The following is a 14,611-nucleotide window of genomic DNA, read 5'->3' as shown; positions in this document are numbered from 1 at the left end:
TAAAATGGGGCGGGAAGTATATACTCAAGTCACCTCAAGTTGCCAGTTTCACCAAGGGTGATATAAAGGTAGCATCATACTAACGGGACACAAAAAGGGTAGCAAACGCTACCCTTTTGTTTCAGTTTATCGGCCATTAATTGCATCAATCAGGCTTTTTGCTTCGCGGCGAATATCATCCTCACCGTAAACAATCGCCTCTTCTAGTAGTTTAATCGCCCCTTGAGAATCGTTCATCTCGAGATAGATTTTAGCCAAATCCAGTTTCCCAGCAGCTTCAGCATTGCTATCTACGTCAATATCGCCGATCTCGCCGATAACATCTGGAAACTCGTTCAATCCGACATCGAGCTTAAGGTCTTCTTCTTCGAACTCACCTCCTTCTCTGTCGACCTGAGCCATCAATTCATCAATCGTCATAAATTGATTTTTCTTCGGGTCGAAGTCATCCAAGTCGCTTTGCTCTGCCCAGTTTTCTTGCGCGATCTCTGGCTGACTTAGTGCATCACTCGAATTCCAAACATCACGCTGGTCCTCAGGCACTTCTTCAGTAGAACTTACGTTATCAGCAGCGGGTTTAAAGCCATCCCAATCATCTCCAACATCAAGCATGGTTTCAAAATCCATACCTGCACTTGCGATGGTGTCACTGTCTAGTTTACCTTCAAATACTTCTGAGTTTGCGTCTTCCGCAAGAAGGTTAGCCATTGATGATTCATCATCCAAATTACTGAGCGGCTCACCCTCTGTCGCTGTTGACTGCACTTCTGGGTCAGTATCAAAGCCGTTTTGCTGCGCAAATACTTCAAACAAAGCATCATGATCGTTATCGGCTTGAATAGCTGGTCTCGATGTCTCTGCTTCAACCTTAGGGCTCTCTGGCGCACCCTCGTTCATTGACGCGAGAACATCTTCCTCATTGAACTCTGGAAGATCTTGGTCGTCAAAACTTAACTCTTCATCCTCACCGGAGATTGGTTCTATATCTGCAGTCTCAGAGCTCGGTAATTCTGGCTCTTCTTCCATCGACGCCAAGGCATCTTCTTCGCTGAACTCTGGCAAATCGAGCTCATCAAAATTGAACTCTTCTTCGGACTCAGCTGGCAAGTCGGCTTCAACCTGTTCTGGCTCAACGGACTCGGACGTTTCTAACGCAGGTCCGCCAGCCATAGACGCCAGTGCATCTTCTTCACTGAACTCTGGCAAATCGAGCTCATCAAAATTGAACTCTTCTTCGGACTCAGTTGGCAAGTCGGCTTCAACTTGTTCTGGCTTAACGGACTCGGACGTTTCTAACGCAGGTTCGCCAGCCATAGACGCCAGTGCATCTTCTTCACTGAACTCTGGCAAATCGAGCTCATCAAAATTGAATTCATCTTCTGATTCAGCTGGCAAGTCGGCTTCAACCTGTTCTGGCTCAACGGACTCGGACATTTCTAACGCAGGTTCGCCAGCCATAGATGCTAGAGCATCTTCTTCGCTGAATTCTGGAAGATCTAGCTCATCAAAATTGAATTCTTCTTCGGACTCAGTTGGCAAGTCGGCTTCAACCTGTTCTGGCTCAACGGACTCGGACGTTTCTAACTCCGGCTCATCCGTCATAGACGCCAATGCGTCTTCTTCACTGAATTCTGGAAGATCCAGCTCATCAAAATTGAACTCTTCTTCGGACTCAGCTGGTAAGTCAGCTTCGACTTGCTCTGGTTTAACAGACTCGGACGTTTCTAACTCCGGCTCATCCGACATAGACACCAATGCGTCTTCTTCACTAAACTCAGGAAGATCCAGCTCGTCAAAATTGAACTCTTCTTCGGACTCAGCTGGCAAGTCGGCTTCAATTTGTTCTGGTTCAACGGACTCGGACGTTTCTAACGCAGGTTCGCCAGCCATAGATGCTAGAGCATCTTCTTCGCTGAATTCTGGAAGATCTAGCTCATCAAAATTGAATTCTTCTTCTGAATCGTTGGTCGACTCAGTTTCCGGCTCCAATTCAGGTTCATCCAGTAGCCAATCTTCTTCTTGTGGAACACCGAATTCATTTTCTATTGTATTTGGTGTCGGTGTGAAGGCTGGAATGTCTTCCTCTTGCTCAACGTGAGGCTGTACCTCAGCATCGGACTCCACGGATGGTTCTTGTGTTGAATCAGTATCGGTAGCCTCTTGTTGTAGTGATGAAGCTTCCTCTATCTCAGCTTGTGTTTTTTCAACTTGCTGCGGTAAGTCATCTTCACTATCAAATAGAGCGTCAAGTTCAGCAGAAAAATCCGCTTTTTCTTGTTCTGTTGGCAGAAGTTCTTCACTGTCTGACTCAAATAGGTCGTCTAGCTCGCTCATTAAAGGATCATTCTCTGGTGAGAGGTCCTCTAAATCACCAAGAAATTCATCGCTGCTAAATGGCTCTGAAGCAGCTTCTGGCTCGGTTAATGGTTGCTCTTCTGCAGCTTGTTGCGTGTCTGGTTGGCTTTCACTTAATAAAGCGTCGATGTCCAACCCAGACTCAATATCCGGATCTTCATGAGTTTGTTCTGACTCAACTACGGAAGATGGCTTTTCGCCGGCGTCTGACTCACCAAAACCAAGTGATTTCAGTAACTCTTCCTCTTCCGATTTATTCTGCTCTGGGCTCTCGTCCTCTCGAATCAGATCATCAAACGGATCTAAATCAGCTTCAGTCTCTTCATCAAGTTCAGAGGTAACATCATCAATGAGTTCATCCAGTAAGTCTGTGCTATCTGCGTCTAACTCTTCGATCGAGTCATCACCTTCAAAACCAGAGATTGCTTCTAGCTCGTTTAGTGGATCAAACTCGTCTGTGTCATCTTCATCAAAATCAATGAGTTCATCGAGTAGCTCTGTACTGTTTTCATCTAGAACAGGACCTTCATTGGCGTCAGCTTCTCGAACTTCCGATTCACTAGCCGGTTGTTCATACTGGGCCAATAGCTTATCGATATCGTCGTCAGATGCCTCTCCTACACTAAAGTCATCATCCGAAACGGGCTGTTTTAACTCAGGCTCATCAGTATCTAAATCGAAGTCATCGTTGCCAAGTTCAGCAAACAAGTCATCAAGCATATCCTGGTCGACAGTGTCACTTGGTAACTCTTCTGACGGCTCATCGGCTGCAAGTAACTCGGCAAATGCATCGTCTGAAAGCGAGTCTGATTTCTCATTCGCATCATCCGAAAGATCGAAGCCAGACTCATCGTCATCGAGCACTTCTAGTTCTGGAGCAACCTCATCTAAGGCTCGCTCCATTTCTTCTAAACCAAGCGCTTTTTCTTCGCCGTTGACTTGGATACCATTGTTCGATGACTCAAACTCATCCAGACCAACATCTAGGTCACCGTCATCGCCAATATCTGCAAATGGGTCATCGTCCCCTTCCAGATTGAAATCAAGTTCTTCATCGTCGAGGTTAGCAAAGACGTCTTCTTCTAAATCTGACTTCTCTTCTTGTAAAGACTGTGTGTTGATATCTTCATCTGCAAACAATTCATCATCAAGCGTGAGCTCTTCATCCAGCTCATCCGCCGCCGCTAAACCGATTGGCGCCGCAAGAGGATCAACGTTTTGCTGTTCCTGTGCAGCCGCTTCTTCTCTCGCTTTAGAGCGTCGACCAAGCAGCATAACGACTAGCAAGGCGAGCAAAGCACCAGGAATTAATGCCGCAAGACCAACAAGCCAACCATTCGACAAAATTTTGTCCATGGTGCTTGGTTGCATGCGTTGTTGTTCAGCAAGGCGCTGGCGCTCTTCAGCAAGCAGTTTCTCGACTTCTGAGCGAATGCGTTCTTCGTCATTCAGTTCGCTTTTCAAAGTTTCGACTTCGCTTTGCACTTCTGACAGCATCAATCGAAGACGATGGTTCTTCTCTTCTAATGACTCTAATTCACTTTGTGAGCCTTGAAGTTTGTCCTTTAGCGCACTGACCTGCTTTTCTCCCTGCGGAGAGGTGGTTACTGGTGGCGCAGGGATGACGGGTATTGTTTTCGGAGTTGGTTTTGGCTCCGTTGCAGCCACTGTCTCTGGCTTAGCCGCAGGCTTGGGTTCTACTTTAATTTGTGGCTTTGGTTGCTCGGTGACTCGTTGTGCTGGCGTCGCTCTATTTGTCGGCTTCGGCTGTTTTAACTTAGCTTCATGCGCCTTCATAATCGCAACAGCTTGCGCTGTGGTCGCGCTTTGCACTTGCTCTAGAGAAGGTACTCGTAGCCGACTCCCTGGGATCAATTCATGAATGTTTTGGTTCTCAAACGCTTGAGGGTTAATTCGGTAAATGGCAAGAAGCGTTTGTTGAACGGTAACACCGCGTGAAGGTCGTAATTCTGAAGCGATCGACCATAGTGTTTGATTTTCACCAGTCGGACCAAAGAAACGTGACGGTTGAGTATTCGCAGGAGGAGCAGGTAATGCTCGCTCAATATCTTCAGCATAGCTCGGAGATGATTGCACTTCACCAGACGGTCCAACAAGACGAATTCCTTCGGCTTGAACCACTGATGATGTCTGAGTCGCGCTCATCAACACAAGGGCTGCTAACAAACGCTTATAATTTTGACGCATAGAAGGCTCAGTTTTGTGCTAAATACAATTTGAAATGGTGATCGGTTAAATATATCGGATATCGCATGCAAAACTATAGCGTTGAGAATAAAAAATGTGTGGCTCTCGCCATATTCGTACTAATCTCACACTATTTTGTTTCGTTCGTACAAAAAAGCCTCGCACTGTGCGAGGCTTTGAAATGAATTGTAAACGACTTAGTAGTAATCGCGGATCAGAACTTCTGCGATTTGCACCGCGTTAGTTGCCGCGCCTTTACGCACGTTATCAGCAACAACCCACAGGTTTACTCCGCTATGATGGCTGATATCGTTACGGATACGGCCAACCATTACATGGTCTTTACCGCCCGCATCGCGAACTTGTGTAGGGAAGTCTTCACCGTGGAACACTTCGATACCGTCAGTTTGTTCAAGCAAGTTAACGACTTCTTGTGCATCGATAGGTGAACGAGTCTCAATGTGAAGTGCTTCTGCGTGACCGTAGAATACAGGAACACGTACACACGTTGGATTGACTGTGATTGATGGATCGTTAAAGATCTTCTGTGTTTCCCACACCATTTTCATTTCTTCTTTGGTGTAGCCGTTTTCCATCATTTGATCGATTTGTGGAATACAGTTAAACGCGATCTGTTGAGAGAATTGCTTCTTGTCTGCAGGCAGACCGTTTAGCAGCTTCGCCGTTTGACCTGCTAGCTCATCGATACCCGCTTTGCCTGCACCAGACACCGATTGGTAAGTTGATACGTTAATACGCTCAATACCCACCGCATCGTGAATTGGTTTTAGTGCCACCAGCATTTGGATGGTTGAACAGTTCGGGTTCGCAATGATGTTACGGTTACGAAACTCTGCAATCGCTTCTGGGTTTACTTCTGGCACAACAAGAGGAATGTCGTACTCGTAACGGAAGTGTGATGTATTGTCGATAACAATCACGCCTTCATCAGCGGCAATTGGAGCCCACTTGGCTGATAGCTCACCACCAGCAGAAAACAGTGCGATATGCGCTTGAGACCAATCAAACTCTTCTACGTTTTGAACGCGTACCGTTTTACCATTGAAGCGGTAAGTCTTGCCTTCGCTGCGCTCACTCGCGAGTAGGAAGATTTCGCCTACTGGGAATTTGCGCTCTTGAAGCACATCCAAAATTGTTTCACCGACCGCACCGGTCGCACCTAAAATGGCAACATTATATTGCTGGCTCATTGACTTACCTCAATCTGAAAACCTAGTTCTGCTAATGGAGCAAGGTTACATGTTTTGTTACCCACTAGCGTGACAGCGCTGTATTCACGGCGATCCCAGTAGTTTTTACGCATCAGGTCAAAAGCGCCTGGCTTACTGATTTCACGGCGGAAAAGAGCGTCATCTCTACGCACATCATAGATTAACTGCGTGATGTTATGCAGTGTTGCTTCGTCCCAAGCTCTGTCCAATACCATAGTAGGAACAGGCGCGGTTGGCAGTAAATCGCTGGCATGCGCACGTAATTCGTTATTTAAGAACTCACAGTAGCTGTTGAAAATCATCGTTGTACCGCGAGCTTTCCCTTCCAAGCCGTAGCCTGCAACGTGAGGGGTTGCGAATGCTAGCAGAGGCAGAAGCTCCATATCAACCTCTGGTTCAAATTCAAATACGTCGAGTGCCGCTGTAAAGCCATCATTTTTCAAAAGACGTTGCTTCAAAGCAGCGTTGTCAACGATGGGACCTCGAGCCGCGTTAATCAAAATTTGATCGCTGCGGAGACCATTTAATACCTTCTCATCAATCAAATGATGCGTTGGGTATGGGCCATCTTTGGTGATTGGCGTATGTAGTGTAATGATGTCTGAGCTTTCAATCAGTTCTGTCAACGGAGTAAAGCTACGAGGATCACCAGCCTCTTGTTTGAATGGGTCATTGATGAGAACTTTAATACCCATGCCTTTCAAACATTTCTCTAGGTAGCTACCTACTTGGCCTGCACCAATAATACCTACCGTCTTGTCAAATACCGAGAAACCTTGTTGCTGAGCGAGCACCATCATCACGCTGAACGCGTATTCCGCCACACCCACTTTGTTACACCCTGGCGCCGCAGTGAAGAAAATGCCTTTCTCTTTTAAGAGTGCTTGGTCAACATGATCCATGCCTGCCGTGGCCGTACCAACAAACTTCAGCTTGTTTGCTTTGCTGATCAGGTCAGCATTCACTTTGGTGACTGAGCGAATCATTAGGGCATCAACATCCACTAAATCATCGGCGGTCAGTGTACGACCTGGTTTTAGAATTACGTTACCGAGTTGGCTGAATAGTTCTTCAGCATACGGCATATTTTCATCAACAATAATTTTCATAGCGCCAGCGTTCTAACATCCATTTGTAAGAGTTCGTTTATTCGCAAGATGCGAAACTAAAGCGATTGTGCCCTTTTCCCGAAAAATCTCAAGATATAACACCAATAAACCTCAAGGAGGTAACTCCTATAGAATCGATTGACGGGAAGCCTAGAGAAAAGCAGAAACAGAGAAAAGAAAAAGCCCGGCTAAATAGCCGGGCAAAGTTCCAGAACAAAAGGATCCTATCCCGCTCTCCATGGGATAGAGTCTGCGTCTGTTCGATCAGTGTGACTGATCAAGCTCTGGAAACTGGATTGTTGGCGTTTACAGTACTCTCGCAAGGCGCCAACAAATTCAGTTAACCTTGGTACTTTTTAATAACCAAAGTTGCGTTTGTGCCGCCAAAGCCAAAGCTGTTTGACATTACGGTCGTTAGCTCTGCATCACGTGCTTCTGTCACGATGTCCAGACCTTGTGCTGCTTCGTCCAAGTTTGAAATATTGATGCTTGGAGCAATGAAGTTTTTGTCTAGCATAAGTGTTGAGTAAATTGCTTCGTGCACGCCCGCTGCGCCGAGTGCGTGGCCAGTCATTGCTTTTGTTGCAGAGATTGCAGGGCTGTTCTCACCAAACAATTGTTGGATAGCACCAAGCTCTTTCACGTCACCAACTGGTGTCGATGTGCCGTGCGTGTTGATGTAATCCACACCATCAACGTCTTGCATCGCCATCTTCATACAACGAATTGCGCCTTCACCTGATGGCGCTACCATGTCGTAGCCATCTGATGTCGCACCGTAACCTACGATTTCACCGTAGATTTTCGCACCACGTGCCAGTGCGTGCTCTAGTTCTTCAATAACCAGCATGCCGCCGCCGCCCGAGATAACAAAACCGTCACGGTCTGCATCGTATGTACGAGATGCTTTGTCTGGCGTGTCATTGTATTTGGTTGACAGTGCGCCCATCGCATCAAACATCATAGTTTGAGACCAATCTAGCTCTTCGCCGCCACCAGCAAAAACAATATCTTGTTTGCCTAGTTGAATAAGCTCCATAGCATGACCGATACAGTGTGCAGATGTTGCACATGCAGAGCTCATTGAGTAGTTCACGCCACGAATCTTAAATGGCGTAGCAAGACAGGCAGAAACAGTAGAAGACATTGTACGAGGAACCATGTAAGGACCAACTCGCTTTACGCCTTTTGCACGCATCGTGTCTGTCGCTACCGTTTGATTGTATGCAGAAGCACCGCCAGAACCTGCAACGATACCGGTACGATCGTTTGAAACCTGTTCTTCTGTAAGACCAGCGTCTGCGATTGCTTGCTCCATTGATAGGTATGCATAAGCAGCCGCATCACCCATAAAGCGCATCTGCTTACGGTCGATGTGTTCCGCCGGGTTGATTTTTAGGTCACCCCATACTTGCGAACGAAGACCGTGTTCTTTGAACTGCTCAGATGCAGTGATGCCAGATTTGCCCGCTTTAAGAGACGCTAGAACTTCTTCGACGTTGTTACCGATACTTGAAACAATACCCATACCGGTGATTACGACTCGTTTCATTATGACATTCCTATAATTCAAAAATCCGCTAGATGATAACTAAGATAGTCAACAAAAGTGGTCAGCTTTCCCATAAATTCGTACAATCGCCCCATTCTTACCGCGCCAAATCACAAATTTGCACCATTATGACTTCAATAAAAAACGCAGAACTTGGTTGGAACGAAGCTGGTACTCCGGTTTCAGACCAATTTGATGATGTTTACTTCTCTAACGTAAACGGTCTTGAAGAGACACGCTACGTTTTCTTAAAACAAAATCATCTCCCAGAAAGATGGCAGGAATTTGACCAAAGACGTTTTGTCATTGGTGAAACAGGATTTGGCACGGGATTAAACTTCTTAGCAGTATGCCAGTGGTTTCGTGAGTTTCGTCGTCAGCATCCGGACGCAACATTGAAAGAGCTGCATTTTATTAGCTTTGAAAAATACCCATTAAGCAAAGCCGATTTAAAGAAGGCGCATGAAGCTTGGCCTGAGCTAGCTGAATACGCGGAAAAGTTACAAAAGCACTACCCTGCCGCTGTGCCGGAGTGTCATCGCATTGTTTTAGAAGACGGCGCAATCACACTCGACCTTTGGTTTGGTGACATTAAAGACTGCATGCCGCAAGTCCCATACAACGAACAAGGTTTGATTGATGCTTGGTTCTTAGATGGATTCGCGCCAAGCAAAAACCCAGAGATGTGGAACCAAGGCCTGTTCAACAACATGGCAAAGCTAGCCAAGCAAGATTGTACAGTTGCCACGTTTACCGCAGCAGGCTTTGTACGTCGTGGTTTGAACGAAGCTGGCTTTACAATGAAAAAGGTGAAAGGTTTCGGCACTAAGCGAGAAATGATCGCCGGCTCTATGGAGCAACGTGAAAAGCAGTCGAACCATCTCCCTTGGTTCAATCGCACAGCATCTAGCAATCTTGATTCGATTGCCATCATTGGTGGTGGTATAGCCAGCGCGGCGTTAGCGAAAACGTTGGTTCGTCGTGGCCAAAACGTCACGCTTTACTGCAAAGACACTCAACCAGCCGAAGGAGCTTCAGGCAATCGACAAGGAGCCGTTTATCCACTGCTTAATGGCCCGCACACGGGTGTTTCACGAGTGTTTGCTCCTGCATTTTTGTTCGCACGTCAGTTTGTTGAACAAGCAGCACAAGAGATCGATTTTGATCATGACTGGTGTGGCGTGACTCAGTTGATGTGGGACGACAAATCCACAGACAAACTGGAGAAAATACTTACGGGTAACTTCACACCAGAGCTCATTCACAAGCTGTCCGCCGAGGAGACTGCGAACACTATCGGGTTACCTATTGATATGGCATCTGTGCACTACCCAATGGGAGGGTGGCTGTGCCCTGCCGAGTTAACTCGTGGGTTAATTAAACAATTGGAGCAGACGTCGTTACTCTCAACGAAGTTTGAACACCATGTTGAGGCATTAGATTGGGATGAAAAGCGTCTGCTCTGGCTACTAACGGCGAGTGGTCAAACATTTGAGCACTCAACGGTTGTGATTGCGAACGGCCATGAGTTCCAGACATTGAGTCAAACCGCTTCCCTCCCAATGGGGCAGGTGAAAGGACAAGTCAGTCATGCGCCAGCAACCGAAACGCTGAGTCAGCTGAAAACGGTGTTGTGTTACGACGGTTACATGACTCCTGTTAACCCAAGTAATCAACACTTGTGTATCGGTGCAAGCTACGACCGCAGTCACCTTGACTACGAATTTGATGAAAACGCCCAAAAAGATAATGCGGAAAAGCTAGTGAAATGTGTACCAAATCAAACATGGGCAAAAGAGGTAGATATCACTGATAATCAATCTCGCCAAGGTATTCGTTGTGTTAGCCGAGATCACTTACCATTTGTCGGGAATGTGGGTGACTTTGAGACGATCAAAACGCAATACGCCAACTTACAAAATCAAAAAGCAGAAGAGGTAGAAACCATTCATCAGTACCCTAACCTATTCTGCTTCTTAGGTTTAGGATCTCGTGGACTGAGCTCTGCACCATTATTAGCTGAAGTGTTGGCCTCCCAGATCTGTGGGGACCCGCTGCCATTACCGGTTGATGTATTGACCGAACTTCACCCAAGTCGAATGTGGGTTCGTAAACTAAGAAAAGGCAAAGCCATTACCGAGCTGTAAGAGTATTCTCTCGTTTTAATTCCCGACACAGATACGTGTCGGGAATCGCTAACTCACTAAGTTGCTCGTACTGAGATTACTTCAGCAGTGCAACTGCCTGTTTCACTTGCTCTGCCACTTCTGGGTTTACAACCTTACCCGATTCCACGTCAAAATTTTCGTAGAAGCTCGGCACAGATAACGATGCCTTTACATCCGCGCCAAAAAATTGAGCAGAACCTGTCGCCGCCGCAAGAACACTTTGTGCACCACCGGGACCTGGGGAAGTTGCTAAATAAACGACAGGTTTGTTTTGAAATACATTACGCTCAATGCGCGTCGCCCAATCGAACAAGTTTTTATAAGCCGCTGGGTACGAACCGTTATGCTCTGCGAAGGAAACAACGAGAGCGTCAGCCTCCGCCAAGTCACGTAAAAACGCGACAGCCCCTTCAGCTTGACCTATTTCTTTCTCTTTGTCCTCGCTAAACATTGGCGCTTGATAATCGTTTAAGTCTAGAACATTCACTTGAGCGCCTTCGACTTGATTTGCTGCGTATGTAGCAAGTAGTTTGTTGATTGAGGTAGAGCTGGTAGATGCACCAAATGCGACAATTTTCATGGTTGTAATCCTTTGTTCACGTTTTATGCTGATCAGAATAAAAGTTGAACAGTTTCGCTACAACCACAAAAATTTTATTGAGAGGTTCGAATTTTTCGAAGTAGTAAATGACTAGGATTAAATAAAGGGAGAACGCTGCTTAGGGATTAAGCCTGAGCCTGGAGCTCTTGCCACAAATCACTGACAATCACGCGATCGGCCGGGCTTAACTCGGTACGCGAATCTTCTAAGCTGCTCTCAATGCGTGACTTCAGCTCAGCAATATCGCTAATCCCTTCTTCTTCACAAGACGCCGCGGATAAAGAGATGTGACCACGTAAATAACCACCAGCAAACAATTCATCGTCAGATGCTGTTTCAATTCGAGCATCAATCAGTTCCAGTAATTTTTCTTCAAATTCAATAATCATGGTGTATCTCTGAGGTTATTAGTGGTTATTTAACGCAAAAGTCCGACGCTTCCAGTGGCTTAGTTTGATAAAATGCGCGCAGGGCATCAGAAAGCATTTTCACTCGCAAAGGCAAGCCAACGTCCAAAATACCTAGCACTTCTTTATGCACTTTTTTCATAAAGCCGAGCCTATCTGGTTCAAAATCGCCGTGTAGATTGTCACAACTCACCGTAAAAGGGAAGCCAGCGCTTTGTGCCAGAATCCATTCATAAGCTTGAGGTCGCACTTCAACTTTCTCAAACTCCGCTTGAACTTCTGCTGTTCGCCCATCAGGTTCATACCAATAACCAAAATCTTCCAGCAAACGACGCTCTGGACCAGCCACACACCAATGCGAGATCTCGTGTAAAGCAGAGGCGTAAAAACCCCGAGCAAAAATAATCCGATGATGAGGGTGTTCATCATCAGCAGGAAGATAAATAGGCTCATCACCACCTAACTCTAATTTCGTATTAAATTGTTCTAAAAAGGTGTCATTAAAAATGGTGATTAAGTCTTGGTATTCGTGGGTCATCGTCGAGTTTGTACTTCAGTTTGACATGCGCTGCATATTGTCGCTGTTTTTAGTTATGAGGTAAAGGCACCCCCACATTTTTGGTTATTAGTTGAATTTATCTGAAGGTCGCTTTCTCCATACAATTTCTCATTCGTCAGCGTACTTATTTACCACTACACTCTCGCCTTATTTTGATGCCGTTCAAACCGCTATTTTTAAGCCGTTTGATTACAAGCATGTTGCTGGTTTTAATCACTTTTTAAGAGAGATAGAACCGTTTGTAAGTGTTGTTACTTCGCCTACGCTGATTCTCGTAGAACGTAGTGACTTTTTACGTTGAGTGTTTCCCTATGTTGCTAAGTGTGTTGTATATCATTGGTATCACGGCAGAAGCCATGACAGGTGCGTTAAGTGCTGGTAGAAGAAAGATGGACTGGTTTGGTGTTATGTTGGTGGCCAGCGCAACGGCCATTGGTGGTGGCACCGTACGTGACATTCTATTAGGCCACTACCCTCTTGGTTGGGTAAAAAACCCAGAGTTCCTTGCAATTACGTGTGTTGCAGGTGTGCTAACAACAGGTTTAGCGAAATGGGTGATTAAGCTGAAAGGTCTGTTCATTCGCCTCGATGCATTAGGTTTAATCGTGTTTAGTATCATCGGAACAAAAATTGCGATGGGCATGGGCTTGCACCCTGGTATTTGTATGGTTTCAGCGTTAGTAACTGGTGTATTCGGTGGGCTACTTCGCGACTTAATCTGTCGCCAAACACCATTGGTACTGCATGAAGAGCTTTACGCTTCTGTCGCTCTTATCGCATCAGGAATGTACTTAGCGCTATTAGAATTCAATGTTCCCGATGTCACTGCCACTATTATTACACTGGTTACTGGTTACATGTTGCGTATGGCTGCGGTACGCTTTAAGTGGCGTCTGCCTTCTTTCCATTTGGAAACCGAAGGCTCGATTCATTAAGCAAAAACTACTTAAACAAAAAAGGTTGCCTGATAAAATTGTGCCACCCGCGATTCAGTGAGTGGCATAATTTTATATTCAGTCATCCTGAACAGCGACGAAGGAGCATGATTCAGGATCTATTATCCGAGCACTCTGTTGTCAGAGATGTTTCTTTCTCTTTTCATCGTGCTGAAATTAGATTCCTAGTCTCGCTATAGCTCGCTGGAATGACACAAAGCTCTTAAATCTTCGGTGTTTCAGTTGTTACGCCATGGTTTTGACCACGGTGGCGTAGTAAATGATCCATCACCACAATAGCCAGCATCGCTTCTGCGATAGGCACAGCACGAATACCCACACATGGGTCATGACGACCTTTGGTGATCAACTGAGTTGGTTCACCTTCTTTTGTGATGGTCTCACCCGGCACAGTGATACTTGATGTTGGCTTAAGCGCAATGTTTGCGACAATGTCTTGACCAGTCGAGATACCACCAAGAATGCCACCCGCATGATTACTACCAAAACCTTCAGGAGCAAGCGTATCACGGTGCTGACTGCCTTTTTGGTTTACCACCTCGAAACCGTCTCCGATTTCTACGCCTTTCACCGCGTTGATGCTCATTAGTGCGTGCGCGATGTCTGCATCCAGACGGTCAAATACGGGTTCCCCGAGACCAACAGGCACGTTAGTTGCCACAACCTGGATTTTTGCGCCAATAGAGTCGCCTTCTTTTTTCAGGTCACGGATAAGTTGGTCAAACGCTTCTACTTTGTCAGCATCAGGGCAGAAGAATGCATTGTTCTCGATTTCGCTCCAATCTACCTTGTCGATAGATACATCACCCATTTGTGACAAGTAAGCACGAATCTCAACACCAAACTCATCTTTTAAGTATTTCTTCGCGATTGCACCAGCCGCCACACGCATTGCGGTTTCACGAGCTGAAGAACGGCCGCCACCGCGATAGTCGCGGATGCCGTATTTTTGGTGGTAAGTGTAATCAGCATGACCCGGTCTGAACTTATCTTTGATGTCAGAGTAGTCTTTTGAGCGCTGATCGGTGTTTTCAATTAGCAAACCGATCGATGTGCCCGTGGTTTTGCCTTCAAAAACGCCAGAAAGAATTTTAACTTCATCCGGTTCACGACGTTGTGTGGTGTAACGTGATGTGCCTGGACGACGGCGGTCGAGATCGATTTGTAGATCTGCTTCTGTAATTTCCAACCCCGGAGGACATCCGTCTACGATACATCCCAGTGCGATACCGTGACTTTCCCCGAATGTCGTCACTCGGAAATGTTGTCCGATACTGTTTCCTGCCATTACTTCCTCAAGTTTTTATCGCCACGCTCTCTCAAAACAGAGCATAGCTGCTTTCCAATTCTTCGTGGATTCATAGTGGCTTTATTACGTTTTGATGTAAAGAGTTAATATCGGCGAGGTATGCATAAAAAAAACACCGAGCATAAAGCTCGGTGTTTTGATGTTTAGTGCAAGAC

10 protein-coding genes are annotated in these 14,611 nt (G+C 46.0%); 2 read left to right on the top strand and 8 right to left on the bottom strand.

The window, feature by feature from the left end; translation table 11 throughout:
* Positions 1 to 126 precede the first annotated feature (126 nt).
* From R7P35_RS11430 to fabB, 4 genes are all read right to left on the bottom strand, one after another.
* Positions 127 to 4,563, bottom strand: coding sequence for a FimV/HubP family polar landmark protein (locus R7P35_RS11430; protein ID WP_213904883.1), 4,437 nt, complete (start codon positions 4,561 to 4,563; stop codon positions 127 to 129).
* A 197-nt stretch (positions 4,564 to 4,760) separates the two neighbouring features.
* A complete protein-coding gene (locus tag R7P35_RS11425) occupies positions 4,761 to 5,774 on the bottom strand; it encodes an aspartate-semialdehyde dehydrogenase (protein ID WP_005380562.1) in 1,014 nt (337 codons plus the stop codon).
* The gene (locus R7P35_RS11420) at positions 5,771 to 6,904 is read right to left on the bottom strand and encodes a 4-phosphoerythronate dehydrogenase (RefSeq protein ID WP_005380560.1); all 1,134 of its coding nucleotides are present in this window, start codon (positions 6,902 to 6,904) and stop codon (positions 5,771 to 5,773) included. Before R7P35_RS11420 ends, R7P35_RS11425 begins: the two co-directional genes overlap by 4 nt.
* Before the next feature lie 340 nt (positions 6,905 to 7,244).
* Positions 7,245 to 8,456, bottom strand: coding sequence for a beta-ketoacyl-ACP synthase I (fabB, locus tag R7P35_RS11415; RefSeq protein ID WP_005380557.1), 1,212 nt, complete (start codon positions 8,454 to 8,456; stop codon positions 7,245 to 7,247).
* 128 nt (positions 8,457 to 8,584) lie between these two features.
* On the opposite strand from fabB, the gene mnmC reads away from it, so the two are divergent.
* Positions 8,585 to 10,603 (top strand): bifunctional tRNA (5-methylaminomethyl-2-thiouridine)(34)-methyltransferase MnmD/FAD-dependent 5-carboxymethylaminomethyl-2-thiouridine(34) oxidoreductase MnmC, encoded by a 2,019-nt coding sequence (mnmC, locus tag R7P35_RS11410; RefSeq protein ID WP_213904884.1) that lies wholly within the window; start codon positions 8,585 to 8,587, stop codon positions 10,601 to 10,603.
* A 76-nt stretch (positions 10,604 to 10,679) separates the two neighbouring features.
* On the opposite strand, the gene R7P35_RS11405 is transcribed toward mnmC, so the two are convergent.
* From R7P35_RS11405 to R7P35_RS11395, 3 genes are all read right to left on the bottom strand, one after another.
* Positions 10,680 to 11,204 (bottom strand): NADPH-dependent FMN reductase, encoded by a 525-nt coding sequence (locus R7P35_RS11405; protein ID WP_005380552.1) that lies wholly within the window; start codon positions 11,202 to 11,204, stop codon positions 10,680 to 10,682.
* A 146-nt stretch (positions 11,205 to 11,350) separates the two neighbouring features.
* Positions 11,351 to 11,614: a YfcL family protein gene (locus tag R7P35_RS11400; protein ID WP_033907374.1), complete on the bottom strand. Its 264-nt coding sequence runs from the start codon at positions 11,612 to 11,614 to the stop codon at positions 11,351 to 11,353.
* Between the two features lie 25 nt (positions 11,615 to 11,639).
* Positions 11,640 to 12,170: an elongation factor P hydroxylase gene (locus tag R7P35_RS11395; RefSeq protein WP_005380546.1), complete on the bottom strand. Its 531-nt coding sequence runs from the start codon at positions 12,168 to 12,170 to the stop codon at positions 11,640 to 11,642.
* 332 nt (positions 12,171 to 12,502) lie between these two features.
* On the opposite strand from R7P35_RS11395, the gene R7P35_RS11390 reads away from it, so the two are divergent.
* Positions 12,503 to 13,126: a trimeric intracellular cation channel family protein gene (locus R7P35_RS11390; protein ID WP_005380544.1), complete on the top strand. Its 624-nt coding sequence runs from the start codon at positions 12,503 to 12,505 to the stop codon at positions 13,124 to 13,126.
* Positions 13,127 to 13,349: 223 nt separating this feature from the next.
* On the opposite strand, the gene aroC is transcribed toward R7P35_RS11390, so the two are convergent.
* Complete coding sequence (gene aroC, locus R7P35_RS11385; protein WP_033907375.1) at positions 13,350 to 14,435, bottom strand: chorismate synthase; 1,086 nt, start codon at positions 14,433 to 14,435, stop codon at positions 13,350 to 13,352.
* Positions 14,436 to 14,611: the final 176 nt, after the last annotated feature.

Source organism: Vibrio sp. Vb0304 (genome assembly GCF_033338995.1).
Lineage (GTDB): Bacteria > Pseudomonadota > Gammaproteobacteria > Enterobacterales > Vibrionaceae > Vibrio > Vibrio alginolyticus.
This window is presented reverse-complemented; position numbering and strand designations above follow the sequence as displayed.

Coding starts and splice junctions, on each gene's coding strand:
- mnmC (WP_213904884.1), top strand. CDS start 8,585: ATGACTTCAATAAAAAACGCAGAACTTGGTTGGAACGAAGCTGGTACT.
- R7P35_RS11400 (WP_033907374.1), bottom strand. CDS start 11,614: ATGATTATTGAATTTGAAGAAAAATTACTGGAACTGATTGATGCTCGA.
- R7P35_RS11425 (WP_005380562.1), bottom strand. CDS start 5,774: ATGAGCCAGCAATATAATGTTGCCATTTTAGGTGCGACCGGTGCGGTC.
- R7P35_RS11390 (WP_005380544.1), top strand. CDS start 12,503: ATGTTGCTAAGTGTGTTGTATATCATTGGTATCACGGCAGAAGCCATG.
- R7P35_RS11395 (WP_005380546.1), bottom strand. CDS start 12,170: ATGACCCACGAATACCAAGACTTAATCACCATTTTTAATGACACCTTT.
- R7P35_RS11405 (WP_005380552.1), bottom strand. CDS start 11,204: ATGAAAATTGTCGCATTTGGTGCATCTACCAGCTCTACCTCAATCAAC.
- fabB (WP_005380557.1), bottom strand. CDS start 8,456: ATGAAACGAGTCGTAATCACCGGTATGGGTATTGTTTCAAGTATCGGT.
- R7P35_RS11420 (WP_005380560.1), bottom strand. CDS start 6,904: ATGAAAATTATTGTTGATGAAAATATGCCGTATGCTGAAGAACTATTC.
- R7P35_RS11430 (WP_213904883.1), bottom strand. CDS start 4,563: ATGCGTCAAAATTATAAGCGTTTGTTAGCAGCCCTTGTGTTGATGAGC.
- aroC (WP_033907375.1), bottom strand. CDS start 14,435: ATGGCAGGAAACAGTATCGGACAACATTTCCGAGTGACGACATTCGGG.